We start from the raw sequence: 25,557 nt of genomic DNA, 5'->3' as shown, positions 1-25,557 counted from the left end.
AGCAGTAAAAAATAAATTTACATGACCTGATGTGAGACTAAATTTTGATACATCATCAATCAAAACTGAATCGCAGAGATAAATTAAATATAAAATCGCATTTATAAAGCTAAAAAAGTCACTATCTTTTTATTGGTAGTAAAATCAAAATGCTCTGTTCATAAAATTAAGCATGACAAAACAAGACTTGAATCAACCCAAGGGCGAACTATGATTACTTAGAAATAAGTAAAAGGCAATTTAACTTCAAATTAAGCAGTATTAGTGAGCATTCTTAAGCGTCTATGAGCAGTAGCAAAGATATGTCTGTATGGGCAAGAACTAGTAATCGCAATTAAAATGGGACGTGTACTTACAGTAATCAAAGCTCCTAACTTCAATAATTTGGTACGAATAGTCCCAACAGTAGCATTTTGTAATTCGGTTTTAGCTAAACATTTTTGACCCAAGGCATTGAGCAAAACCTAAGCTATAGAAGAGAACCATAAACCTAATTGATTTACCGTAAATGTATGGTTGCTTGTTCTATCACTAAAAAGTTCTAATTGTTGTTCTTTAAAACGATTTTCCATCTCCCCTCGCTGACAATATTTTTGTCTATATAGTTGACTAGGAGGTACTTTATTAGTAGAAAGTGAAGTTACAACAAAACGAACATTAGTCCCTTTTACTCCATATTCAACTTTAAAAACAACACGACGACTACGGCTCCAAGATTCACGAGCTTTATAGTCTAAAGATTTATAGCAAATTGAGTTATTAATCAAGTCACCAGCAAATTCTGCAAGTTCTTCATCTGGTTTAAACATAGTTTCTAAGAATGAAACTACTGTTGATAGTTTTTACTCAAACTCAAGGGATACTCTACTTTGAGTCTTTCTAGTCATCCCAATTAAACGACTATTTTGCGCCAATCCAAAAACATAATCCACACCCATTTGGGATTCATACCATGTGATGATATCGTCTCTAGAATAAGCACTATATCCACCTACTAAAATCTCAACATTCTTCCATTGTTGACCTATTTGTTTAATCACTCCTTGTAGTTCTGATAATGCCCCAAATGCTGGGTCTACGTTTGAAGGGCGAAGTTTGGCTGCTAATAGATGTTTTCCACAGAAAACATAAAGTGGAGCATAGCATTATCCCCCATCATAAGTATTGAAGAAAACTTGCTCCTGATAGCCGTGTACTAAGTCATCAGTTACATCTAGATCCAAAACAATTTCTCTTGGTTCTTTGGCGTAAGATTCTAGAAATATTTTGACAAGTAAGCTTTCAATTCCTGATGGAGAATGCCAGATTTTATGGTACCCGCTGTCTGCTCCTTGTTCCACATCTTCAGGACAATGTTCCAGGGGATTTAATGTACTCTTTCCTGCCAATGTTGCAGGTTCATTCTCTAATCCAATCCTTTTTCCTAATGCTATAGCAAACATCTGGTCATGACGTAATTCTTCGTGGTCATTCAAGTCTTCATACCCCATGACCAGCCCGTATATTCTTTGTTTAATTAAGCTCTCTATTGAATGGTCAATCCGATTTAGCTTTCGCTAATCTTGGAAACATTGTGCAAACTGTGATGTGATTTGCAATTTTCTGTCTATTTCAGCAATTAAGCTTAATCCTGCATCTGCTCTTACTTGTCCACCCTGGAAATTGACTATGACTGGCAGCCATTTTTGTTGCTCAAATTTCAACTGTTTTGGTATACAATCTGTTGAAGATGGGGTCATGGTTTCCAACTGCTGAAATGCCTGCTATATATACATTTTCGCAGTCTTTGACCCCTTTTTTTTATCTTTTTGTGAGAAATCCGGGTATTGACTCTGCCAACAGTCTGAAGTTAACAGATGAATTCCCTGATCAAAGTAACCATAGGCAGACTCATATCCTGTAGCCAGTTTTGATCGCTCCTTACCTGCTAGTAAATTTAACTGAGCCAGTTCTGCGCGTTGGCTGGGCTGGGCAATTAGTTCAACACCGTAATTCAATAGGTTGACAATATGAAAGATTTTTTCTTCTACCTCTGCTTTGGCAGTGTGCCTGAATAGCAGTTCCCCAATTGTGCGATGAGTCTGTTGCTTCTGATCTGATGGAATTAAAGAATAGGCAGCTTGTTGGACGCGATCGTGTAGAAAGCGATATGTGACATTTTCTATGGTGTTAGTATTTGCACGTTGCTGTTCCTGTTCCAGATAGAATTTGTACAACTCACTCTTAGGCAAAACTAATTCTTCCTGTAAAGCTTTCCACAAAGCCGTTGCGACATCAGATTCGGATTGTTGAGAGACAATAGCCAGTGTACTCAAATCAAAGTGATTACCAATATAAGCAGCCAGTTTTAACACCGTCTAAGTCTCAACCGGAAGCTTCTGCAACCGTTGCGCCATCAACTCCACCACATCATCCGTCAAGGCAGCATCTCGCACTTGGATGATGTCACATTGCCAATACCCAGTTTGAGCATCAAGGGTAGTTAGTTATTTTTGATACAATACTTTAAGAAACTGCGTGGCAAAAAAGGGTTGCCTTGAGTTTTTCGATGGACTAATTCCGTCAAGAGTTGGGCTAATTATATGGCGCAATTAATGGTATCTGCCACAAACTGATTTAAACTAGATACAGATAGAGGTTTTAATCTAATGGTATTCAGTGTTGCTCCAGCTTTGCTGACTTCATGCAGTTTTAGCATCAACGGATGTGCTGGAAATACTTCATTATCCCGGTCAGCACCTATCAGCAGCAAATATTCTGTTTGTAATTCGCCCATCAACAACTGTGTCAACTTCAGCAATGCCAAATCTGCCCACTGTAAATCATCTCAAAATATCACTAGGGGATGATCTGCTATGGTGAAGACTTGAACAAATTTCTGGAATATATAAGTTAAACTGATTCTGGCCTGCGGTGCTTGATAGTTCTCGTGCTGGTGGTTGTTCTCCAATGATCCGTTCCAATTCGGGAATGACTTCGATGATCACCTGAACATTTTCTCCCCAGGCGGCAAGAATTTATCTTTTCCAAGTTTGTAGTTGGGTGTTGGATTGGGAAAGCAACTGCCCCATCAAATTACAAAAACTTGACACAAAGGCAGAAAAGGGAATGTTGCGATTAAATTGGTCAAACTTACCTTTAATAAAATACCCGTGCTGACGGGTAATTGGTTTGTGAATTTCATTGACTACCGCTGTTTTACCAATGCAGGAAAATCCTCCCACGAGCATCATTTCTGATGTGCCTTTGAGCGTGTCGCCAATGGCATCTAGTAACCTCTGAACTTCCGCTTCACGGCCATAGAGTTTTTCAGGAATCAAGAAATGATCGCACACATCCCTCTGACCAATTTCAAAATCTGTAATTTTGCCTGTATCTTTTAGTTGAGACGAACAAGTCTCGAAATAGTGCTTTAATCCCAAAGCACTATGATATCTACTTAGGCGTTTTTTGCCAAGAGTTTATTTATAATTTTACTGATAACTTGTGGTATTTCTGGTTTGATATCAGATACGTAACCAGCCAGTTGCGCCAGATGACAATGCACCAACTCCATGGGGGGATCACAGATAAATGGTAACTCTCCTGTCAATAATTCATAAAAAGTGACTCCCAGAGAATAAAAATCACTGCGGTAGTCTATCCCTCGATTCATCCTCCCGGTTTGTTCTGGGGAAATATAAGCGAGAGTTCCTTCTAACACATTAGGATTTTTGATGTCTTCGGTTTCTTTGGGTAACAGGGAGGCAATACTAAAATCAATCAGTTGGACTTGTTTTGTTTGTAGGTTAATCAGAATGTTGGCAGGTTTTATGTCTTTGTGGATCACCCGCTTTTGGTGCAAATGGTGGAGAATATTAGTTAGTTAGATAGTGATCGCTAAAAATTCGGCTAAAGGCAGGGTAGTGGTTTTGATGTACTCTCTTAAAGAGATTTCTTCCTGATCTGCTATGACTAAAATATAACCACTACCATAGCTATCTAATGATAGAGGCTGAATAATACCAGGAAGATTGAGATTTTCGCTAATGGTATATTGGTTGCGAAATTGCAATAATTTGTTGAAACTGCGATATTCTGATGTCAAAATTTGGCAATTGATCGATCTGTTGAATAGCTCGATATACTCTAGTTCTAGACCCTGTATAAAGTAGTTCCCTAATTTGATATCCAGGAATTATTGGGGTGTCAGCATTAGTATTCATTTATCCGTATCTGTAATAGACCTCTTGGAAAATTCTTTCTGTGGTATGATAGAGGGTTTTAGATTTTAGATATTTTTGGTGTTCTTTGCGATCACTAATTCAAACATAACCATGTAACTCTAACCTTTGGCTAAAAAAAAGGTAAACCCTTATTTTAACATAAAATTAATTCTGCAAGAGGTCTAATGTAATTTCACCTGAGTTCGACTCAATTGAAACCAGGAACTAATTTTGACACTTCTGAGACAAAGGTACAGGGATTATTAAGTAGCCCAAAAGCGGACTCTTAAAGGTATAAGGACGCAGGGGGAGAACCCCATAAATTTAGGTAGGTAGGGGTTTGAAACCATTAGTGTCATTAAGATCTAGGTTAGAAGGCATACTTAGCCAAAAAGCTTTAATCCCAAACCAAAGTTTGACCATGGACACCAGAGAAAATCTAGTTCTGCCATTAATGAGTTTTAATACTGGCGTGGAATATTTCACTAGCGCATATACAGTCTTTTGGTATTTTGGTAATTTTGAGATATCTGTTAATTCTCCTTGTTTGTATTTCTTGTTTAAAGTCTTAAATAAATTAAATGTTTCAGCTACAGAAATCAAAACCTGTTCTGCTGCTTGTGGATATAAAGCTTGAGAATATTTATGGTTTTTGTATTCTTCAGTAATTAAATCAAATCTATCCAAAATCTTTCCTAACTTAAAATTATAATTGCCTTGCATAATAAATACCGCAATTGGTTAATTCATCAGATTCCAAGCAAATAAATTCTAAGACCAATTTTAACTGCTGATAGGCATTGATTAAATTTTGCTTACAACTGTACAAAGATATCACCGTCTTTAACTAAAGAATCATCAACATATTCTCATAAAATCACGCTTGATGTGAACACCTCACTTACCTTACTTTGCGGAAATATGATGCATATATTTCCGGGTTAAAAGATATCGAACCTTCAAAAGTTTTTGGGTTTTTAGCAGTTGATTCCAGAGTCTCCAGCCTATTTTCTTATAAGATAGTAATAGTGCGCCCATCAGCCTGTCATATCTGATAGTTTTAGTTCTCATTACATCAGTGACAACTCTTACAGGCTAAGAAATACAAGCATTTTGGGTGTCTAGTACCGCCGTGAATTGAAAATGCTTCTATCAGAAGAGCTAAGCTAACAAAATAGTGCTTCCAGCCGGCTGCGCTAACAAAATTCAAAATGTATACGGTGTGGGCTTTTCAGCGATTTGGAATGGTTGGTTTATTTATGCCGTACTGTACTAGTTAAGCCCCCATCTTCCCCTGCCCCACACCCTGTTTTTGCTCAATTAAGGTTCTTACAGATGGAAGATGTTGATTCCAAAACTGTCTTATATGTTGAGGATGACCCTCCCTATGTACTACTTCTCAAACGGGCCCTACAGCGTTCTAAGTTGGAGAAACTGCCCAAATTGTGGGTCGTCACCACAATGGAAGATGCTGTTCGCTATTTACTGGGGCAGATTCCCTATGAAGATCGATTTACTAATCCTCTGCCCAGCCTACTTTTGAGAGATTTAAGGCTACCTAGAAAGTCAGGGATCCAGCTTGTGCAATCGGTACAGGCACAACTCCAATTTCAACATCTACCTATAGTGATCTTGACTGGTACTGCTTTAGATGAAGATATTGTATTGGCTTACCAACAAGGTGTAAATTTTTGCTTGGTGAAGCCAGCGGATGTTGATTCCTTAATCAGCATTATCCTTGTACTGAGTGTATACTCGATTCCATCACCAACTAAGGCGACTATTTGATTTCCTGGATGAGGTTGGCAACAACTATTAGCAGTTTGTCTCACTCGATGGGTTTGGCAATATAACGTTGAAATCCAGCGCGGTAAGCTTGTTTTTTGTTGTGTTCACTGGCGTAAGCAGTGACGGCAATAGCAGCAATTGTCGGCTTTAAATTCGATGCTTGTATCTATTGTAATAGAGTATAGCCGTCAAGATCAGGCATACCAATATTGCTAATTAATACATCTGGTTTGAGTTGAGTAAAAAGTTGTATAGCTTCAGTGGCTGATGCCGCAGTAGTGACTTTAGCCCCATGTTGCTCTAGGACAAATGCGACAAATACCACATATTGGCGGGAATCTGCCTCATCATCTACTACCAGAATTTGAGTTCCTGCCAAGGTTATTACCTGTGATGAAGCAGGATGAAGTTGGTTTTCTGTTACAGGGGTACTGATGATGGGTAATTTGACAATAAAGGTAGCGCCCTGTCCTTCGCCAGAAGGAATGACTAATTCTTCTGAAGAATTGGCTAAGAATATTTCGTAAATGCCTCAAACCATGATTTCCGAAGCTGTGGAGGAAATAAACAATGATCTGGAAAATTTAGCTGAAGATATATTTGAAATAACAGATGAAGTTACCACTAGCGAAACTATTTTTTCGGGTATAGTCAACTTCTTTAAAAAAATGGTTGGCTTTTCAGTCAGTTTGCAGAAGAGCAAGTTTTATATATAACTTATCAAGGTAAAAATCGTAGATAGAATTGCTGTGCTAAAGCCAGAGAACAACAGCAGCAATTTGTATTTTACTCGGTTTATCCTGTGACAGCCCCAAAATCTTAACGACAAGCAATAGGAGAGTTTATTGCAATGGCAAATTATGACATGATTATTGGTAACTTTGAACTAGACTTTCGTGATGGGGAAGTTCGCTACAAAACAAGTATTGATGTTGAAGGTGATAGACTCAGTTTTGCTTACATCAACAATTTAGTTTATACCAACGCCTAATGATAAATGAATGGAATGGGTAATAATAGAAAAATGTGCCGCGAGTAATTGTAATTCCTCCTGTTTTTTTGGTGGTGCATCTAGATAATGTTAGTCCACAATTTCCAAAACATCAACCTGTTGACGATGAAGAAATAAATCGCTTTTGAATGGTTGACGAAAACCTAACCCCACAGCTCATTTTGGTAAATGAGATAGCATTGTTTCTAATCTCCACCACCACAGGAACTACCACTGCTGCAAGAACTACTACGACTGCAAGAACTACTACTTACTTGAGAGTATGTTCGGGGAAAGAATGCTTTATCTAATGAGTCATAAGAAGTACCAGCAAGTGCAGGAATGCCAAAGAGTGCTACTACTAAGCTGTAGTCGAAGGTAGAAGGAGTATCAAAGGATGTTTGCTTAATTTTCTGCTTTAGCTGCGAGAATGTTTGTTCAAGTTGTCGTCTGTAAGCTATTCCTTTGTAACTTAAACGCGATCTGAAAATATTTGAAACATTAGAAACTTTGAAAATAACCTCTAACATTTATTCCATCTTGTTCAGAGGTAACTTGGTACTGCACCTTTTACAAAATTCCGCATCTGTATCATGAAGAGCCAAACCACAACCAGAACAAACTGTCTCCAAGTGATTCGCATTCTTCACCAACTGCTTAATTAAATCCCCCACTTGCTAAGGAATCAGGGGTACTCCTATTAAAATCATTAAAACTGTGAGCAAACGACCTAATTTAGAAATTGGTATCACATCACCAAGTCCTACAGTTGTCATTGTCACAACTGAAAAGTAAAAACCATCTAAAAAATTGGCAAACTTGTCCGAATTAACTGGATGTTCAACTTGATAAATTAAGCCAGAATAAACAAAAATAATTGCAAATAAGGTAAATAATATTCGTGCAAAAATTACGGCATCTTCGCTGCTGATACTGGCAAATAAAAATTTACTATCTATTAATAGAATTAATCGTGAAATTCTAAACCATCGTAATAAGCGTATAAACCTGATATCTACAAACCCAATAAAAGAGGGCAATATAGCTACTAAGTCAATGATTTAATAAAAACGTAAAATATACTTAGTTTTATTTTCTCCACTCCATAACTGCAGTAAATATCCGCCAGCAGAAATTATTAAAACACAATTATCTAAAGTTATTAATTCTAAATGAGCATCTTCAGCAATATTATATGTTTCAGCCAAAAAAATTCCTGATGAAACTAAAACCAAGGCAGCAATTGTTAAATCAATTGCTTTACCTACTCGTGTTTCGAGGTCTGTCAAATAGAATTCTATTTTTGCTCGGTTGAGTAACATCATACAACTAAACATGAATTAACTCATTCACACCATAACAGCCAAAATACGCTTTTACCGTAATTATTGGAGATTATTGTGCTAAATAAACTATTGTGTGAAGATAAACCAAGAATATTTTATGCATCTAGCTATAGAACAAGCAAAAAAATGAGATACTGCTTATGGCACTGTCATAGTTAAAGAAGATAATCCAGTAGTTGCAGCAACTTATAATACTGTAAACCAAGATAGCGATCCTTTTGCCCATGCAGAAATTAATGTCATTGGCAATTTAACCACTAAACTCAAAAACCCTTCTTTAGATGGTTATTCTATATATACCACTAGTAAACCTTGTCCCATGTGTGCTACGGCTTGTATATGCACGGAGATATCAGAAATTGTTGATGGTGCCTCAATTACAGATTTAATTTCTATTAATCAAGCACAAATTAATATATTTTATGAAGAAGTTATCGCTAAATCATTTAGAAGTATAAAGGTAACAAAAGGAGTTTTAAGAAAGGAATATCTACAATTGTTCGCATAAAATAAAGTCCCAGAAATATATCCAGGGCTTGCGTAGGGTATGGGGTAAGAATGTTTATCCTCTGCACCCCTGCTTACTAAAACTAATATCTTTGAACGCAACTTGGTATTACATACTAGATACGCCAGTAGTAATAAGACGTTTGAATAAGGCTTCTGACTAGCCAGTTTCTCTAAGTACCGCAGATGATGAGACTTCTACATAAGCTTGCTTAATAAAAGCTAAATCAATCAGACAAATTCTACCCAATACTTCTTTTAATTCTTCTGGTTTTCCATCAGCTTTTAATTCTTTACCAACTTCATGAACCACCACTGCCATAGCTGGAACTACGTGCTGACGAGCAATGCCAATTTTGACATGGAAAAGTCCTATATGCCAACGATAATCAGCATAGGTTTTGCCCCAATAATCTATACCTGTCAACATTTGATGAAACCATTGAATAAATGTTTCATGTAGGCGATGAATTCGTGCTTCGGTTTTATTTAGAATGGCATTCATTTCTTCATCACGTCCTAAAATAGAAGTGCTCAGCCATTGTTGGTGCATTTTATAGTCCCCAAGCTGCGTTGGATTTCAGAAGAGATTTATCTTCAGAAGTTAAACCTACTCTTCTTGCGAGCGTTGTCATAAAAGCGTTAGGCCCTACTGTCATAACTGATCCTTTTGTATTGTTGAATGTTTGTTGATTGTTTACTGTTTACTGTTCCCTGTTAAACACCAAAATTACCTTTTTAAATTAAGCTGCTTTACTGCGGAGAAAACCAACTAAATCTTTGAGGAAAGATTGACTAACAGTGGGCTTTTCTGCGGGCTTTTCAGTTGCTTTGATTGCAGGTAAAGTTTCCTGTACTGCTTCTGGAAAAGTAAGTGTGGCAGTGGAAGTAGAAAGAGATTCTTCAGTTGCATACATACTCAGACCTGTCATTTCCCCTAAAGGCAATGTTGATGTCGGTTCAAATCTAAATAGAGCATCCTTGACTTGGAGTCAGGCACATACTGGTCGCAAAACCTGGCTATTAAATAGCAGTCTTAGTTGTTCTGGTTGCACTAATCCTTGAGCTTTTAAGCATAATCCCAATGGTGAATTAATGAAGCAAGAAGAAATTTGAGTGACTCTAGAAATTACTCGCTCACTGATCCACCCTCTTTGAGTAATTATTAATATTAAGCCTTGTTGGTCTAAACTATCAGCAGCACTGACTACACGACATTGATGTAGCCAGATATAATAAACTTGCTTTTTCTTCTTATCATTTTCTTCAGCTAAAAATTCAATGCTAAGTATTCCTATTTTTTTCCCTTGATCTAAAAATTGGAGTAATTCAGGTAAGGAGAAACCTACAAAGTTACCAGTAATACCAATAATTTCTCTCCTGATTCAAAATAAATATTGATGTAAATATTGAACTAATTCAGAATAATTTTTTTCCGAAATGTAACTTCTAAAAAATTTAATTCCTTTTAGGAAAGAGTCCTAAAAAATTAATACCTATCAGATATATTACACTGGACAACTCTCCATTAAGTGCTGTACTAGGGCAATAACAGCTTCTGCGACAGAATCTCCTTGGTTGGGATTGACTCTAACCATAGGAGGTCTTTCGTCTTCATTCACGTATCCAATGGCAAGGTATACATCTTCCTCTGACCATGCACCGCGACAATCGGTGTGTGTTAGACCTTTGTTTGAGTAATGCTGTTTCATCAGTGGCACGTGTATCTGTATCTACAACTTCGATTTCACTAACGGAACGAATAAAAGTGGATTTACCCGCACCTACTGACACCGTGACAATTAACCTCATAGTCTCCATGTTTATTTACTCCTTAAATAAACAAATTAATGATTGATTCTTCACTATTTTCAGAAAGCTCCTAAATGTCTTTGATAGTTTGTTTTTAGTGGGTAAGCTAAGTGGGTGTTAAAAATTGTCGTTATGACAAGGCAAGAGTGAAGAGGTTTTCAGGCTAATTTACATTTTGTTACATACTTTTTTTTTTCACGTCGTTCCATTGTATACAATTCCCTAGATTAACTAGGATTTTTATACAATGGAACTTACAATTGAGTCACCTTTGATTTGGATCATTTAGTTCAAAACTAGTTTTAGTTCTTGGAGAACTCGTTTGAGTTCTAGCATTAATACTCCCTGTTTGGCGGATTCACTAGCCCAAACTAGGAATACTGCATCTTCACCACAACCAGTTAATATGCCAAAGCCTTTTTTCCCTTCTAAAAAGATGCGGTCAACTGTAGCTCTGGCTAACTTAATACCAATTCTTTAACCTAAAGACAGCATGGATGCTGATATTGCTAAGACCCGTTCTTCGTCCATCCCACCAGGTAAACTTGCTGCTAAAGGCAAACCATCTGGAGTAACGAGTACCGCTCCTTCAACATCTGTTTGTAGCAGCGAGAAAGTTTTGCAAAATCATGCCCAGTCTTTCTATGTTAATTGCCATAATGATTATTTTCCTGTGGTTTAAATGTGAGAGTAAGTAATAAATTCAGAACAGCGGTCAGAGTCATTAGCAGTTGAGTAGTGCTAAACCATTACAGCAGTAAATATATGTTAGTGGATAAATTTTTATCTGAATTTTGTGTTTTGAATTCACGGCGGTACTAGTCACCCAATAGTTAGGTCTGATTTATCTAAGCGGGCGGGAAAAATTAATTACCATTTCCAGTTATGTTACCAAATTTTTGTTTTAGCAATAACAACACTGTTTCAATGGATGCTTTTGTCCTCATTTGCTATTGATTTAATTATCAAGTAGTCAGAATTAATATCACACCGTAAAATTACTGAATTCGATATTAATTATCTTGTAGATAAGTTAAGTTAACATGAGCATATACTCATTTATAGATTTCGAATTGAAAACAATATATTTTATTACTGTTAAAAAGTATTTATTTATATTAATAAATGTCAATATTTTTCGCTAATGCTAAATAACATTTCATAGAAATGAAATAAAAAAATATGTTTTTAGCAATATATTGTGATGAACCTGACATAATTAAGATTTTGAACCTTACTCCTGAGTGAGTAGTTAGTGTTTCATTAATAACCATTCGTTTCTCGATGCTACAAGCCTCCGGATTTATTCTTTGTGGAGTCAATCGAAAATCGTTTGACTGAGGCTTCTGAACATCCAAAATCAAAATTTGATATTTACTAGACCTAGTGCAAAATTGTTTATGTGGTATGATAGATAGTTTTAGATTTTATTTATTTATGTATTTTTGGTGTTCTTTCTTTAGGCTCCCTAATTCAAACATAACCCTGTAACTCTAACTTTTGGCTAAAACAAAGACAATTCCCCATTATAAGATAAAATTAATTCTGCAAGAGGTCTACTGTTCTAAATATGATAAAAATGTATTAGCAAGAATAGCGGCTTGGGTGCGATCGCGCAAATTAAGTCTACTTAAAATGTTAGTAACATGATTTTTGACTGTTCCTTCAGAAATGTAGAGTGTATGAGCAATTTCTCGGTTGCTGGCACCGTTAGCAATTAACCGTAAAACCTGTTTTTCTCTGGGTGTGAGTTCGACTAAACTTGGTGGTATGGATTTTACAGGGTCGGGTGCTGTGGTTGGAAATTGAGTTAAAAGTTTTTTAACAATTTCTGGACTGAGTTGGGAAAATCCTTTATCAACAGCACGAATAGCAACTGCTAATTCTTCTGAAGGTGTATCTTTGAGTAAATAACCCATTGCACCATTTTGTAATGCAGCTTTGATATATAGATCATCATCAAATGTTGTCAATACTAATACCTTTGTAGCTGGAAAATGGGTTTGAATCGTTTTTGTTGCTGCAACTCCATCGATAATAGGCATTCTGATATCCATTAAAACCACATCTGGCTGTAGTTGTTTCACTAAATGAATGGCAATTTCACCGTTTTCTGCTTCTCCAACTATTTCTAAATCTGTTTCTAATTCTAGTAATGCTCTTAAACCCTGACGAATTAAACTTTGGTCATCTGTAAGTAAGACTTTAATCATGTTTTCCACCTAGCTAAAGGAATATCAACTATTATTTGACAACCAGAATTTTGAGCAGATTTAATTGTAAATGCGCCTCCTAATGCTAAAGTGCGATCTCGCATACTTTGCAAACCAAAGCCCGTTGTATTTTGAGTAACATCAAACCCTCTACCATTATCTTGAACTATTAATTTTACAGCTTTGTCTGTTGTACTTAATTCTAGTTGTACTAATGATGCTTGCGCATATTTGGAAATATTTGTAAATGATTCTTGAATAATGCGATAAATAGGAATACTCATTTCCGTGGGTATGGCATATTCTAAGGAGACTAGACAACTTGGTAAAATCCCATTGGCACGTTGAAAATCTTCTATTAAGATACCAATTGCTTGTTCTAAAGATTGTGACTGTAAAGGATGCGAGCGCATAGTAGAAACAGAGTTTCGCACATCTTGTAATGCCTTAGAACCTAGTTCCTTAGCCCTAGTTAAAAAGGTCATGGCCCTGGGAATATCCGATTTAGATAGTTTGAGAGCAGTTTCTAATTGTAAATTTAAAGCAGTTAAAGAATGTCCTAGAGAATCATGAATTTCTCTAGCAATGCGGTTGCGTTCTTCTAAAGTAGCTTGAGTTTCGATTTTTAGAGCATATTGACGCAGTTTATCGTTAGCAATTCCCAGTTTTTCTCGACTCTGACGCTCAGACAAAACAGCATTCATTAAGAGTAAAACAAATACTAAACTTAAACCAAATAGGACGGATAAACTAAAACTGAAAAATCGAAATCTTTCTTGTACTATTGGTGTTAATCTATTAGGCATCCAGCGAGTCTTAAGTGTCATCAAAAATAACACAAATGATGAAAAAGTAACCGTTAAACGCCCTGGTAATTGAAAAATTAAACAACTACGAGTTACTAACATTAAATAGAGAAACGGAAAAAGTCGCGCTGTTCTCCCGCCAAGAAATCCAGTAATTAGTATTAAAAATACTTCTGTGGCAGTATATATAATCTTCCCAAATTGATTACTAGTAGGTAATCTTAACCCCATCAAGCCAAAAAAAGCCAAACTACAAATAGTTAACTCTGGAAACTTGGCAGCAAATTTGGGTGATGGTGAGGGTAAAATTACCATTAATACAGAAAAAACCAGTAATATCCATTCTAAATACAATAGAAATCGAAATGGATGATTATTAATTTGAATAGGACGAGACATAACAATTGAAAATTTAAAATAGTGCTTCCAGCAGGCTGCGCCAACAAAATTCAAGAAGGTCTAAATTACTAACTTGGATTTATCTCTCCTTTATTTTGTTCTATATTGGTCACGTCTATACCCATGACTTTAGTCATGGGTATAGACGTGACTTTTTCCTCATGTTGTTGCAGAGGATAAATTTATATTATGGTGACATCCAAGCAGAAACAACACAAGAGAATTAATGAAAGGCAAGACCTTATTATTTATAGCTGCTGCTTTTGCTCTAACTTTAACAGCAACCCCCTTGGTAGCGCAAGTACAAAAAACTGTTCCTTCAGGTCAAGCAGGTCAAGGATTCGCGGAAAAAGGACCTTGGAAAAAGTTGGGACTAACATATACACAGAAAACCGAAATCCAAAGAATTCACCACAATACTCGCGCGGAAATGGATAAGGTTCTGACAACTGAACAGAAAGAACAGTTAAAAGCTGCAATGCAAGAACGTCAAACGCAACGTTCACAAGGTGAAGGTAGAGGTAAATGGAAAAAAGATATTTTTACTTCCTTGAATTTAACTGACGCACAGAAAAGCCAAATCCAGGAAATTAGGGAGTTATCAAGAAAACAAATGGAAGCAGTTTTGACTCCAGCACAACGACAACAACTCCAACAAATGGAGCAGAATTGGAAATCGCGTCGTCAACAAGGTAATAGCAATTAAAAACGGGGGAAAGGGGAAGAAAAATCTTTACCATTTAACCGTTCCTCCTCGGTTATGGGATAAACAATCTTTTCTTACACCCTAGACCAGAAACCCTATCTTTGGTTATCAAGAATTAGCGAGAGATTTCTGCTTTTCTAAGTTTTGGTGATTCAAAGTTTGGGGTAATTTCAACGCCAAGGCTATCATAATAGTTGTCATATAAGAAACAATAGTTGCCCATAATAGGTGGTTGTTTTGGAAATACCAAGCTGCGATCGCTAGGGGGATAAAACCCACAAAGAAAGCCATTAATACAGCATTACGTAAGCTAGTACCTTCCTTTAAACCAATAAAATAACCTTCAAGAATGAAGGCGATCGCTGTAATGGCTAAAACAGGTAACAACCAGATTGTATAAATAGTAATACTATCGTTTACCTCTTGATGATTAGTCAGCAGACCAAAAACTTGCTCAGGGAAAATAATTGATACAAAAGCAAAAACCAATGCTATCGCCAAAGCTGCCAGCATAGAGACAGTTAGTAATGGCATCATCTGTTGCCCATTTCCCTTACTTTTAAAATTACCAGTCAGTGTTTGGATTGTCATCCCCACACCTTGAACTGCAAACTGACTCAAAAAAGCAATCTGGAGTAACAAACCATTTTCTGCTAAGATATTTGTTCCCATGACCGCACTCAGATTAGTGAAAATAGAGTAGGCAGAAATCAAGGATACATATCGAATCAAAATATTACTCTTGAGTGCAAAAGTCTCTTTGAGAGATACCCAATCGAAAATTTCTGAAACTGCGGCTGGTAACGCTTGCCACTCAATACTCAAAGCAACCCCAATCAAACCAATAATTAGCGCCAAATACTGGCTTAAAGCTGTAGCTAAACCTGCTCCAGCACTTTCCCAACCCCACTTGACAATCATTAAGTAATCCAGCAACACATTAGAACCATTACCAACAATTGACATCAGCAGCACTACACCATTTTTTTCCCTTCCTAGAAACCAACCAAATAACACAAAGTTCAGTAAAACAGCAGGTGCACCCCAAATCCGTCCGTAGAAATAATCAACTCCAGAGGCTTCAATGTCTGGAGAACCACTCAACAGAAAAAAACCAAACTTCTGGATAGGATACTGCAATAGTAGAATCAATAAACTGACTATTAAGGCAATTAAACCACTTCTTAATCCAGCCAGTAATACAGCTTTAGGTTCATCAAGTCCCACAGCATAAGCAGTCAAAGTATTGGTACTCGACCGCATAAATTTTAAAACCCGATAAAGATAATCAAAAAGGATAGTTCCCAAAATCACCCCAGCCAAGTGACGGATATCTTGCAAATGTCCTAGAAAGGCAATATCTACCAGACCAGCTAAAGGAACCATCATGTTAGAAAAGACACTCACACTCGCCAGCCGATAAAAGCGAGGTAAAAAGTCGTATCTACTTAGTAAGACATCAGGCATGGCATTTTTGATCTCAATTGGGAAATATTACTACTTCAGATACTTCAAGTTTATTATTGTCATCAAAAGATGTAGATATAAAATAAAGCAAGTCCCTGTTAAAAATTAAAAATCTTGACACTTTCTCAATATTTGCAAATGTCCCAAGAATTCCCCATTGGTAGTAAAGTTCGCGTCATCGCCTTACCACCCTACATCAAAACTGCTGATCCTATGCCTATGCTGCGCCCTCCTGATATCATCAGCATTGGTGAAGAAGGTATAGTTCTTGACCGTCGTCCTGGAGGTTATTGGGGAGTACGCTTTACAAGAGGTGCTTTCCTCATAGATAGCCAATACATCGAAAGTACAGAACATCCACCGGAATCTCAGCCGGATTCAGAATAGTAGCTATACTAAAAACGGTTTAAAAGTGTGATTCTGAACGTTCAAGGAGCGTCTCTGAAAGAGATAGTGAAGAATCTCCGAGATACTAGTACCGCTGTGAATTCAAAATGCTTCTTTCAGAAGAGCTAAGCTAACAAAATATCTCCTTCGGAGACGCTACGCGAACGAAATTCAAAATGTATACAGAGTGAGCTTTTCAGAAATTTGCAATGGTTGGTTTATTTACGCCGTACTGTACTAGAGCCTACTGCACGCTGCGCTTTCACGCAGTGTCGCCAAGGGATACGCTGCACTACATTACGCATAGCTTACGCCACCCTGCGCTATCAGTATGACATAAGTCCAAGTTTCACGAGTTTGCTGTATTACAAGAATGATAACTTATGTTAACTTCTCATTCCAGTTTGCAACTATGATTTCTCCTCGCACTTTTATCAGCATTTTATTTGCCGGTTGTTTTACCTTCATGAGTTGGTTAAACTTCACTCCCACAGCTAATGCTTTGGGTGGTAAATTACCTGCAATCAACCAACCTGCACCGGATTTTACCTTACCCACCAACACAGGAGATGGTAAAATCGCTCTCTCTGATTTGCGTGGTCAGTGGGTGGTTCTATATTTTTATCCCAAAGATTTTACCTCTGGCTGCACTATTGAAGCGCGACGTTTTTAACAAGACTTACCCAAATATCTAGAAGAAAACACTCAGATTATTGGTGTGAGTGCGGATGATATTGATTCCCATCCTGAATTTTGTGATTCTGAAGGATTAAAATTCCCCCTGTTGGCTGATTAATGGTGCAGTCAGTAAAGCGTATGGCTCTTGGCTTGACTATGTATCTATGCGCCATAGTTTTATCATTGATCCACAAGAGGTGATACGGGAGACTTTTGTGAAGGTAAATCCCAATATTCACAGTACAGAAGTTTTAGCACGACTGGAAAAGTTGCAGTCAGAAGAAAGGGTGTAGGGTTGGGGTGCAGGGGTGCAGGGGAAAAATACTCTCTTTTCCTTCTTCTTCTGACTCCTGAACTCCTGACCTTACCGGGCGTTGGTGCGGTTAATAAAGTCTTACCAATCACCAATCACCCATTACCTTCTGCTGCGGCAACTTCTAACAGTATTTTGATTACAGAATCTGGGTTGAAACTGATAGAATCTATGCCTTCTTGAACTAGGAAGCGGACAAATTCTGGATAATCGCTGGGTGCTTGACCGCAGATACCTATTTTGCAATTAAATTGTTTTGCGGTGGCGATAACTTTGGCAATTGTCATTTTCACAGCTTGATTGCGTTCGTCAAACAGATGGGCTACTAATTCAGAATCTCGGTCTAGTCCTAAAGTTAACTGTGTTAAGTCATTAGAACCAATAGAGAAGCCATCAAAAACTTGGCTAAATTCGTCTGCTAATACCACGTTACTTGGTAATTCGCACATTACGTAGACTTCCAGACCGTTTTCGCCTTTTAACAAGCCATTGGCCGCCATTTCTTCTAGTACCCGTTTTCCTTCTTCGGGAGTGCGACAGAAGGGAACCATCAAAATCATGTTGGTTAAACCCATTTCGTCACGTACCCGTTTCATGGCTTGACATTCTAGGGCAAAACCTCCACGGTAATGGGGATCATAGTAGCGAGAAGCACCACGCCAACCAAGCATTGGGTTTTCTTCTTTAGGTTCAAATTGTCTACCACCCAAGAGGTTTGCATATTCATTACTCTTGAAGTCAGACAAACGCACAATTACTGGTTTAGGATAGAATGCTGCGGCAATTGTACCAATATCTTACGCTAGTTGAGCAATAAAGAACTCTGCTTTATTTTCGTATTGGGCAGTTAATTCGGCAATCTTCTATTTAGCAAGTTCGTCTTCTAATTGATCAAAGTGGAGTAATGCTAAAGGATGTGCTTTAATGTGGTTAGCAATAATAAATTCCATCCGTGCTAAACCTACACCATCATTAGGAATTGCTGTTAAACCTAATGCCTCTTCTGGGTTGCCCATATTCATCATGATTTTAGTGCGGGTACGAGGCAAGTTTTCTAAGGTTAATTCTTGAATTTCAAACTTTAATAAACCTGCATAAACTTTGCCTGTTTCGCCTTCAGCACAACTAACAGTAATTTCTTGTCCAGTTTGTAAAACTGTTGTGGTATTTCCACAGCCCACAATGGCGGGGATTCCCATTTCTCTGGCGATAATTGCAGCGTGACAAGTCCTACCACCAGCATTGGTGACAATGGCACTAGCACGTTTCATGATTGGTTCCCAGTCTGGGTCAGTACGGTTGGTAACTAGTATGTCTCCTGGTTGGAAGAGGTTAATTTGGTTCGCATCAAGAATAACTCTGGCTTTACCTTGGCCAATCATTTCGCCAACACTACGACCTGTGAGGAGAACTTCAGCTCTTTCCTTAATTTGATAACTTTTAAGGACGGTTTTCGACTTTTGAGATTGTACTGTTTCTGGTCTAGCTTGGATGATAAATAATTCACCAGTTATACCATCTTTTGCCCATTCAATGTCCATTGGTGTATCCATACCACGGGCTTGGGAATAATGGTCTTCGATGATGCAGGCCCAGTTGGCAAGTTGCAGAATTTCGTCCTTATTGAGGGCAAATTGGCAGCGTTCGGAGGGAAGAACGGAGACGTTTTTGCTTAGTTTCGTCCCACCTTGATCATAAACCATTTTAATTTCTTTGGTTCCCAGACGTTTTTGCAGAATGGGTTTATATCCTTTTTTCAAGGTGGGTTTGAATACTAAATATTCATCTGGGTTAACGGCACCTTGAACTACGTTTTCACCTAAACCATAAGCAGCTGTAATTAGTGCTGCATCTTTAAAGCCTGTTTCCGTGTCGATGGAGAACATGACACCAGAACTAGCTAAGTCAGAACGTACCATTTTTTGTACGCCTACTGACAGTGCGACCTCGAGGTGGTCAAAACCTCTTAGTTGTCTGTAGGAAATGGCACGGTCGGTAAAAATGGAAGCAAAGCATTGATGACAAGATTCTAGTACGCCTTTGAGTCCATGAACGTTGAGATAGGTTTCTTGTTGTCCCGCAAAACTAGCATAGGGTAGGTCTTCTGCGGTGGCACTGGAACGAACTGCAACGTCGGTATCTTCACCGTATTCTTGGCAAAGGGCTTGGTAGGATCTGGCGATCGCTTCTTGCAAGTCTAGGGGAAATGTTATTTCCAACATTAGCGAGCGCGCTTGTTTACCACATTGCCGCAAATTATCAACATCTTCAACATCTAATCCCGCAAAAATCTTTCTTAATCTGGCTTCTAAACCCGCTGTCGTGATGAAATATCTATAAGCATACGCTGTGGTAGCAAATCCAGTGGGAACCTTGACTCGTTTGGGTCTAAGTTCTTGAATCATCTCTCCCAAGGAAGCATTTTTGCCACCAACAAAAGGAATATCTGCAATCCCAACAGCATTAAAAGGCAGGACTAAGGCCTGTTCTTTGGAGAGTAGGCGATCTGTTTCTTGATTGCGTCGTCTTTCGAGCATATTTGAGAGTCCTTTAAAATATATCAATATTTTATTTTGATGAAGAAGCTTTTAGTAAATTCTTCTGCTTCCAGTTTTCATAATTATTTTTATACATAGAGAATTTGAGGAACTTGTGAGGATATAACGTGAAGAAACTTCAAGTAAGTATCTATCTAATATTTACAAAAAATAAGGTATATGTTGATATCGAAAGAATTCTCACAACTTCCTCACATTTATCAACTAGGTTATAGCTATAAAAACTTTATTTTATACTTAACTCAACTGGTTAATTGACGGCTACATACTGTAAACACTTTTATTAATAGGATTTAATCAGCATTATGAATTACTGTCCTTGTTGTTCGGACTTGCTTTTACAACATATACGCAGATCTGAAACTTACTGGTTTTGTCGTACTTATTGGCAAGAAATGCCCGTAGTTAAGCGCCATTTATCGAGTTCCTTGTCAGAGACTATTTTAGGTAAAGTACCTAGAAAACCTCATAAACACTCATTTTTAGGTGGGTTTAAATAATTCAAAATATAGGAATCCTGTTCCCAGCCTTCACGAGTAATTTTACTAATCACACCCGAACCCTATAATTGAAACAGTAAGTTGTTATTGGAAACCCCCAGAATTAATATGGGGGATTGAACTATTGATGAGAAGAGTTTATCTTTGAATTGAGAATTGATGTCCGATATTGCTAATTCCTGATTTACTGTAAGTGTTGTTTCAATCTTCTTCCCATTTTTCCGAGGCAAGCAAGTCAATAATCCTATCTCTGAGCAAATATTCGTTATTTTCGAGTTCATGCTCAAAATAAGCCCATTCACGATCAGGAATATATTTAAAAAGGGTAAAAATTGGCTGTTGTCGGTTAACAAGCCCCTTTCTAGCAAGTTGACGAGCTTCTTCCTGGATAACTTCGATGTCGTATTTTATAGTAGTATCCACAGCTTGTTACCTCGTTATTCATCAAGGAATTAAGAAACAAAAGCATAATTTTTTTGCCTCTACTTTAAATGTATCAAAAATTTGAGTAAATATGTCAAGAATGACCACATGAATATTTAATAAGTAACATTACTTTCCATATTACTCCTTTAAGAGCCTGGAAGTTTTCGTTTGGTTTGGGAACAGGGTAAAGGTTTTTTCTGATCTTTTTTCCTTTCTCAGTTAACTGAGCAGTATTGGCTCTATTTTAAAAACTTATTTCGTAAGAATTCAGGAGTCAGAAGTCAGTATTTCAGCAGTCAGAATGTTTGAGCTTAATTCTGACTGCTGAAATACTGATAGTGCAGGTTGATGCAAGCCATACTCCTTCTTTATTATTCTTAATGCTGCTGTCGTCTTGCTTCAATTTCTTGAGCGGAAATCATACTCTTCATTTTCTCAATATCCACCATAATCAAAACTACCCCTTCTATTTCTCTGTCCATGAGGGGAGTAATAGCAATATAACATCTAATTGGCTTGCCCCGACGATTAATGGCATCTAAAATCATTTCCTGAAATTGTTGTTTCCCAAATAGGAAGTCGCGGATAGGCGATCGCAACTTTTCTACAGGTAAACCAATATCTAAGCTAAAGAGAGATTTATGAATCACTTCTTCAGTGCGTAAGCCCCATAAATCTTCTAATAAATGATTCCAAATTAAAATACTAAAGCTTTTATCAATTACGACCATTCCTGTTTGTAGACTTTTGAGAATGGAAATAATAAAAATATTAGTCCGGTTAAGTTCTAATGTCCGTTGACTAAATTCATAATTAATTGTTTGTAGTTCCTCATTTGCAGATTGAAGTTCTTCATTCATTGTCTCCAGTTCTTGATTTGTAGATTGGAGTTCTTCGTTAATAGTTTCTAGTTCTTCGTTAGTAGACTGGAGTTCTTCGTTAGTGGTTTCTAATTCTTCGTTGGTAGACTGCAGTTCTTCATTAGTAGTTTCTAAATCTTGCTGATAACGTTGCAGTGCTTCTTGAAGTTTAAGATAACGACTAACATCATGAAAAGTAATGGTGACACCTAAGAAACTTAGATCAGTATCTTGGAGTGGTGTAATCCTTACATCTAAATATTGCTTTTCAGTGTTAGATAAATATCGCTCTATATTTGTCAAAGTGATGGGACGACGCTCGTTATATGATCTTTCAATCAGCGATCGCAACTCTATTGGTCGATAGGAAATTTCTAAATCCTGAAAAGGACGATCTAAATCTCTTTCTGACAAACTGAATAAAGAACGTGCTTGCTCATTCAGCATCACTAATAAACCATTAATATTAATGACTATTTCCGCAATTTGGGCTGTATCAAAAACTAGCTCTCGGAGTTTAAGATATTGAGTAAATCGGTTGCTAGGTTCATCATCAGTAGAATTTGCCATCACTAATAAGCGATCACGTATGTTTGTTGATAAAACTTTAGTAAATATTCGGTTTTTTAATTCTATAGGTATAAATAAATTAGCGTGCATCAACAGCATCTCTGCTTTCCCCAAAACGAGATAACCCGTATCATTCAGCGCAAAATGGAAACGAGCTAATATCTGTCCCTGAACCTCACTATTGAAATACATGAGTGTATTGCGGCACACTAGTAAATCTATCCGAGAAATTGGTGCATCGTGAATTAAATTATGACGACCAAAAATTACAGAACGGCGTAAATCCTGCCTAAATACATAACTTTCCCCTACTAATTCAAAATATTTATCCCGCAGTTCCAATGGTATGGACTGGATATCTTTGGCTGAATATACTGCTTGACGAGCTTGCTGAAGAGTTTCTTCATCCACATCTGTGGCGTAAATTTTTACCCATTGACGAAAATCTTCTACTCCTAATATTTCTGCTATGAGCATTGCTAGAGTATAAGCCTCTTCTCCAGAAGCACAACCAGCAGACCAAATGCGAATCTGCGCACCATTTTTTTTACATCTCATGATATTGGGTATGATTTGTTTTCCCAGATATTCCCAGGCAGAATCATCCCGAAAAAAGGCAGTTACATTAATCAAAATAGTATTGAATAAATAATTAAATTCTGCTGGATGAACTTGAAGATAGTCTATATAATCTGTAAAACTTCCTAGATTTACTGACTGCATTCGCTTATATATACGACGCATTAACGTTGATCTTTTATAGCCTGTGAAATCAAAACCCCGGCTTTGTCTGATATACATCAGTAAATTTTCAAAATCGAGGTTTTTTTCTGGGGAAGTCATAGGTTTGCTCAGAGGATATCAGGTCTTGGGTGTGGTTTAATTTTTAGAACTATCTAATCATAACTACAATTACCAGCATTTTTACCAGTTGCTCTTATTAATTACCAATATTTATTGAATAAATATCATTCCAAAGGAGGATAACCTTCAGATAAAAACGTAAAGGTAAAAGTTTCTTAGCTTCCAAAAGCTTCTGGCGATGATCTTCAGATATGCGGGGATATTGTAAATTCAATTCTTTTAATTTTGTACAAAAAATCTCTGATACAACCAACCGTGTAAACCACTTGCGATCAGCAGGAATAATATACCAAGGAGAACACTCTGTACTAGTGTGGTTAAAAACTTCTTCATAAGTAGTCATGTAATCATCCCAAAAACCTCTTTCCCGCACATCACTAGCTGAAAATTTCCAATGTTTTTCTGGTGATTCAATTGTGTCTGGAAAGCGTTTTTTCTGTTCCTTTTTTGAGACATTGAGAAAAATACTTGGTCGATAATGGAATTATCGACCAAGTATTTTTCAAAGTTATTAATTCCCTCAAAATGAAGTTGTTGTTTTCCTAGAATTTCTGGATGCATACACACCACCAACAATTCTTCATAATATGAACGGTTGAATATAGCGATTCCACCCCGTTCTGGTAAAGCCTTCATTGTTCATTTTTGATGGTAAATCTTCTAGCCCATAGCCAGCTTAGTCCGCCATAAATAATCATGGTCTAATTCTTCTTCACTTGGTGCTTTGAAACTAAATAGCTGACATCCTTGTAGATTGATCCCAGATATAATGTGCTTGATAGTGCTATCCTTCCGAGCCACATCCATTGCCTGAAAGATAATTAGCAACGCATAAGTATTTTGGGCATAGAGAATATCTTGAGATTTAGCTAATTGTCGAATACCCGCTTGTAATTTTATTGTTGCATCAGCTGTTTCATGGTATTCAGGTTTATAGGATGGATTATAATCATTCTTTAAAGAAATTTAACCGCCTGGAGAAACAATAAAAGCAGCATGATTCATTTTTAATGAAATCCCTTCAAAATTCAAAACAAAATATATCCCTCTACTTCCGTAAGAGATAAAAAATTAAACTCCTTTTGATAGCATAGTTTTACATAATATTCAGATTCAAATTATTCTGAACATCATACCAATCAAATAGGACTGCTATATTCTATTTGGTAACTTCTTCTGCTAATTACGATATGGTAACATAGCTGTCTGCAAGTACAAATGTTTTTGTATTGTCATCCGATTTTGAATGTTCAGGAGTCATTTTCGAATGATTTTGGATTCACTTCACGGATACATCTGGGGGCTCAGAGGATGAATGCACAAGTCTAGTACTGCCGTGAATTCAAAATGCTTCTATCAGAAGAGCTAAGCTAACAAAATAGTGCTTCCAGCAGGCTGCGCCAACAAAATTCGAAATGAATACGGTGTGAGCTTTTCAGGGATTTGGAATGGTTGGTTTATTTACGGCTGCTATGTACTGTACTAGTATTGTATTCATATCCCCCCTAATCCACTTGAAAAGGGTGTAATAACCTGTTCAAAGTCCTCTTTTTTCAGGAGTATTGAGGATGATCTAAAGTTTTGTATACCTCCGCCACAACTTTTAAAATATCCTCTTAAGATATTTTGGATTTTAAATTTCGGATTGATTCCATAGATGAATCCGGGGACTTGTACCATCAAGAAATTATTTATTGGTCATATTTAAAAAATAGTTATTTTAAAAGATTACTTTTATTCTCTCCTTTCACCTTGGATATTATTTACTGAATATACTAATTAAGTAAATCAAGGTTTTGTTAAGAAAAGTAAATAGGAGTCAACAAAGCCTATACATTTTGATAAATTTGATGAATCACGCTTACATAAGCAGAAGTTTGAGCAAAATGTGGTTCACTCACCTGAAAATGTATGTAAATTTAATGACTAAACTATATTCACGTAAGTTGCTACTGAGATAACTTTTAATAGGTAAGAATGCGATCGATTATCATTATCCATTTGTTCACCATACTAAGGACAGGTGAAGATTTTTATTTTTAGTGATCGCAGAGAGTATTTGAAAAAGATAGTGAAGAATCTCCGAGATGCTATAACCTCCGTACCATACGCAAAGTAAACTATAGCATAAAATTTACACCTTTCAGGGAGCCTTTTATAT

General features: G+C 37.0%; 15 protein-coding genes and 10 pseudogenes. 7 read left to right on the top strand and 18 right to left on the bottom strand.

Annotated features, from left to right (window positions below):
- Positions 1-251: 251 nt before the first annotated feature.
- The 3 genes and pseudogenes from AAZO_RS28190 to AAZO_RS01165 form a co-directional block, all read right to left on the bottom strand.
- Positions 252-1,739: pseudogene (locus AAZO_RS28190) on the bottom strand (IS1380 family transposase).
- A gap of 84 nt (positions 1,740-1,823) precedes the next feature.
- Positions 1,824-4,205, bottom strand: a pseudogene (locus AAZO_RS28185) (ATP-binding protein); the annotation flags it as partial.
- 324 nt (positions 4,206-4,529) lie between these two features.
- The gene (locus AAZO_RS01165) at positions 4,530-4,928 is read right to left on the bottom strand and encodes a hypothetical protein (RefSeq protein ID WP_049790498.1); all 399 of its coding nucleotides are present in this window, start codon (positions 4,926-4,928) and stop codon (positions 4,530-4,532) included.
- A 612-nt stretch (positions 4,929-5,540) separates the two neighbouring features.
- On the opposite strand from AAZO_RS01165, the gene AAZO_RS01160 reads away from it, so the two are divergent.
- A complete protein-coding gene (locus tag AAZO_RS01160) occupies positions 5,541-5,993 on the top strand; it encodes a response regulator (protein WP_013189875.1) in 453 nt (150 codons plus the stop codon).
- Positions 5,994-6,159: 166 nt separating this feature from the next.
- On the opposite strand, the gene AAZO_RS34720 is transcribed toward AAZO_RS01160, so the two are convergent.
- Positions 6,160-6,372, bottom strand: a complete 213-nt coding sequence (locus AAZO_RS34720; RefSeq protein WP_041639113.1) for a response regulator — start codon at positions 6,370-6,372, stop codon at positions 6,160-6,162.
- A gap of 148 nt (positions 6,373-6,520) precedes the next feature.
- On the opposite strand from AAZO_RS34720, the gene AAZO_RS25600 reads away from it, so the two are divergent.
- Together AAZO_RS25600 and AAZO_RS34715 are read left to right on the top strand one after the other, a co-directional pair.
- Complete coding sequence (locus tag AAZO_RS25600) at positions 6,521-6,709, top strand: hypothetical protein (RefSeq protein ID WP_049790496.1); 189 nt, start codon at positions 6,521-6,523, stop codon at positions 6,707-6,709.
- A gap of 134 nt (positions 6,710-6,843) precedes the next feature.
- Positions 6,844-6,984, top strand: coding sequence for a type III secretion system chaperone family protein (locus tag AAZO_RS34715; protein WP_187289575.1), 141 nt, complete (start codon positions 6,844-6,846; stop codon positions 6,982-6,984).
- Between the two features lie 206 nt (positions 6,985-7,190).
- Here AAZO_RS34715 and AAZO_RS01145 read toward each other — a convergent pair whose 3' ends face one another.
- Positions 7,191-7,514, bottom strand: coding sequence for a hypothetical protein (locus tag AAZO_RS01145; protein WP_013189874.1), 324 nt, complete (start codon positions 7,512-7,514; stop codon positions 7,191-7,193).
- Positions 7,515-8,306 (bottom strand): annotated as a pseudogene (locus AAZO_RS01140) (ion transporter).
- Between the two features lie 121 nt (positions 8,307-8,427).
- Here AAZO_RS01140 and AAZO_RS01135 point away from each other — a divergent pair.
- A pseudogene (locus AAZO_RS01135) lies at positions 8,428-8,838 on the top strand (nucleoside deaminase).
- Positions 8,839-8,997: 159 nt separating this feature from the next.
- On the opposite strand, the pseudogene AAZO_RS01130 reads toward AAZO_RS01135, so the two are convergent.
- From AAZO_RS01130 to AAZO_RS01105, 7 genes and pseudogenes are all read right to left on the bottom strand, one after another.
- Positions 8,998-9,496: pseudogene (locus AAZO_RS01130) on the bottom strand (protoglobin domain-containing protein).
- A gap of 84 nt (positions 9,497-9,580) precedes the next feature.
- Positions 9,581-9,769 carry a hypothetical protein gene (locus AAZO_RS36255; RefSeq protein WP_228371427.1) on the bottom strand — a complete coding sequence of 63 codons (189 nt, stop codon included), beginning with the start codon at positions 9,767-9,769 and terminating at the stop codon, positions 9,581-9,583.
- Positions 9,770-9,829: 60 nt separating this feature from the next.
- A complete protein-coding gene (locus AAZO_RS36250) occupies positions 9,830-10,201 on the bottom strand; it encodes a DUF4388 domain-containing protein (protein WP_228371632.1) in 372 nt (123 codons plus the stop codon).
- Between the two features lie 144 nt (positions 10,202-10,345).
- Positions 10,346-10,658: pseudogene (locus AAZO_RS01120) on the bottom strand (hypothetical protein).
- A 276-nt stretch (positions 10,659-10,934) separates the two neighbouring features.
- Positions 10,935-11,307, bottom strand: a pseudogene (locus AAZO_RS28170) (roadblock/LC7 domain-containing protein).
- An 898-nt stretch (positions 11,308-12,205) separates the two neighbouring features.
- A complete protein-coding gene (locus tag AAZO_RS01110) occupies positions 12,206-12,862 on the bottom strand; it encodes a response regulator transcription factor (protein WP_013189870.1) in 657 nt (218 codons plus the stop codon).
- Complete coding sequence (locus AAZO_RS01105; protein WP_013189869.1) at positions 12,859-14,067, bottom strand: sensor histidine kinase; 1,209 nt, start codon at positions 14,065-14,067, stop codon at positions 12,859-12,861. The genes AAZO_RS01110 and AAZO_RS01105 overlap by 4 nt, the downstream gene beginning before the upstream one ends.
- A 226-nt stretch (positions 14,068-14,293) precedes the next feature.
- Between AAZO_RS01105 and AAZO_RS01100 the strand changes: the two genes are divergently transcribed.
- Positions 14,294-14,773 carry a hypothetical protein gene (locus AAZO_RS01100; protein WP_013189868.1) on the top strand — a complete coding sequence of 160 codons (480 nt, stop codon included), beginning with the start codon at positions 14,294-14,296 and terminating at the stop codon, positions 14,771-14,773.
- Between the two features lie 108 nt (positions 14,774-14,881).
- On the opposite strand, the gene gntT is transcribed toward AAZO_RS01100, so the two are convergent.
- Positions 14,882-16,240 (bottom strand): guanitoxin biosynthesis MATE family efflux transporter GntT, encoded by a 1,359-nt coding sequence (gene gntT, locus AAZO_RS01095; RefSeq protein ID WP_013189867.1) that lies wholly within the window; start codon positions 16,238-16,240, stop codon positions 14,882-14,884.
- Between the two features lie 138 nt (positions 16,241-16,378).
- On the opposite strand from gntT, the gene sipA reads away from it, so the two are divergent.
- Both sipA and AAZO_RS01085 read left to right on the top strand, forming a co-directional pair.
- Entirely contained in the window at positions 16,379-16,627 is a 249-nt protein-coding gene (sipA, locus tag AAZO_RS01090; protein ID WP_013189866.1) for a regulatory protein SipA, read from the top strand.
- Between the two features lie 412 nt (positions 16,628-17,039).
- Positions 17,040-17,598: pseudogene (locus AAZO_RS01085) on the top strand (peroxiredoxin).
- 115 nt (positions 17,599-17,713) lie between these two features.
- Here the strand turns inward: AAZO_RS01085 and ppsA are convergent.
- The 4 genes and pseudogenes from ppsA to AAZO_RS01065 all read right to left on the bottom strand — a co-directional run bounded on the left by ppsA (position 17,714) and on the right by AAZO_RS01065 (position 24,362).
- A pseudogene (gene ppsA, locus AAZO_RS01080) lies at positions 17,714-20,155 on the bottom strand (phosphoenolpyruvate synthase).
- Positions 20,156-20,877: 722 nt separating this feature from the next.
- Positions 20,878-21,099 (bottom strand): DUF4327 family protein, encoded by a 222-nt coding sequence (locus AAZO_RS01075; RefSeq protein ID WP_013189864.1) that lies wholly within the window; start codon positions 21,097-21,099, stop codon positions 20,878-20,880.
- 380 nt (positions 21,100-21,479) lie between these two features.
- Positions 21,480-23,375, bottom strand: coding sequence for a CheR family methyltransferase (locus tag AAZO_RS01070; RefSeq protein WP_013189863.1), 1,896 nt, complete (start codon positions 23,373-23,375; stop codon positions 21,480-21,482).
- 97 nt (positions 23,376-23,472) lie between these two features.
- Positions 23,473-24,362 (bottom strand): annotated as a pseudogene (locus AAZO_RS01065) (PPK2 family polyphosphate kinase).
- Positions 24,363-25,557 lie beyond the last annotated feature (1,195 nt).

Source organism: 'Nostoc azollae' 0708, from assembly GCF_000196515.1.
In the GTDB taxonomy this organism is placed as follows: domain Bacteria; phylum Cyanobacteriota; class Cyanobacteriia; order Cyanobacteriales; family Nostocaceae; genus Trichormus_B; species Trichormus_B azollae.
Note: the sequence above shows the minus strand (reverse complement) of the source record. Positions and strands in the feature narration are given on the sequence as shown.

What these genes read in the sequence shown, in the direction of transcription:
- AAZO_RS01165 (WP_049790498.1), bottom strand. Translation starts at nt 4,928, where the DNA reads ATGCAAGGCAATTATAATTTTAAGTTAGGAAAGATTTTGGATAGATTT.
- AAZO_RS01160 (WP_013189875.1), top strand. Translation starts at nt 5,541, where the DNA reads ATGGAAGATGTTGATTCCAAAACTGTCTTATATGTTGAGGATGACCCT.
- AAZO_RS25600 (WP_049790496.1), top strand. Translation starts at nt 6,521, where the DNA reads ATGCCTCAAACCATGATTTCCGAAGCTGTGGAGGAAATAAACAATGAT.
- AAZO_RS34715 (WP_187289575.1), top strand. Translation starts at nt 6,844, where the DNA reads ATGGCAAATTATGACATGATTATTGGTAACTTTGAACTAGACTTTCGT.
- AAZO_RS01145 (WP_013189874.1), bottom strand. Translation starts at nt 7,514, where the DNA reads ATGTTAGAGGTTATTTTCAAAGTTTCTAATGTTTCAAATATTTTCAGA.
- AAZO_RS36255 (WP_228371427.1), bottom strand. Translation starts at nt 9,769, where the DNA reads ATGACAGGTCTGAGTATGTATGCAACTGAAGAATCTCTTTCTACTTCC.
- AAZO_RS01110 (WP_013189870.1), bottom strand. Translation starts at nt 12,862, where the DNA reads ATGATTAAAGTCTTACTTACAGATGACCAAAGTTTAATTCGTCAGGGT.
- AAZO_RS01105 (WP_013189869.1), bottom strand. Translation starts at nt 14,067, where the DNA reads ATGTCTCGTCCTATTCAAATTAATAATCATCCATTTCGATTTCTATTG.
- AAZO_RS01100 (WP_013189868.1), top strand. Translation starts at nt 14,294, where the DNA reads ATGAAAGGCAAGACCTTATTATTTATAGCTGCTGCTTTTGCTCTAACT.
- gntT (WP_013189867.1), bottom strand. Translation starts at nt 16,240, where the DNA reads ATGCCTGATGTCTTACTAAGTAGATACGACTTTTTACCTCGCTTTTAT.
- sipA (WP_013189866.1), top strand. Translation starts at nt 16,379, where the DNA reads ATGTCCCAAGAATTCCCCATTGGTAGTAAAGTTCGCGTCATCGCCTTA.
- AAZO_RS01070 (WP_013189863.1), bottom strand. Translation starts at nt 23,375, where the DNA reads ATGACTTCCCCAGAAAAAAACCTCGATTTTGAAAATTTACTGATGTAT.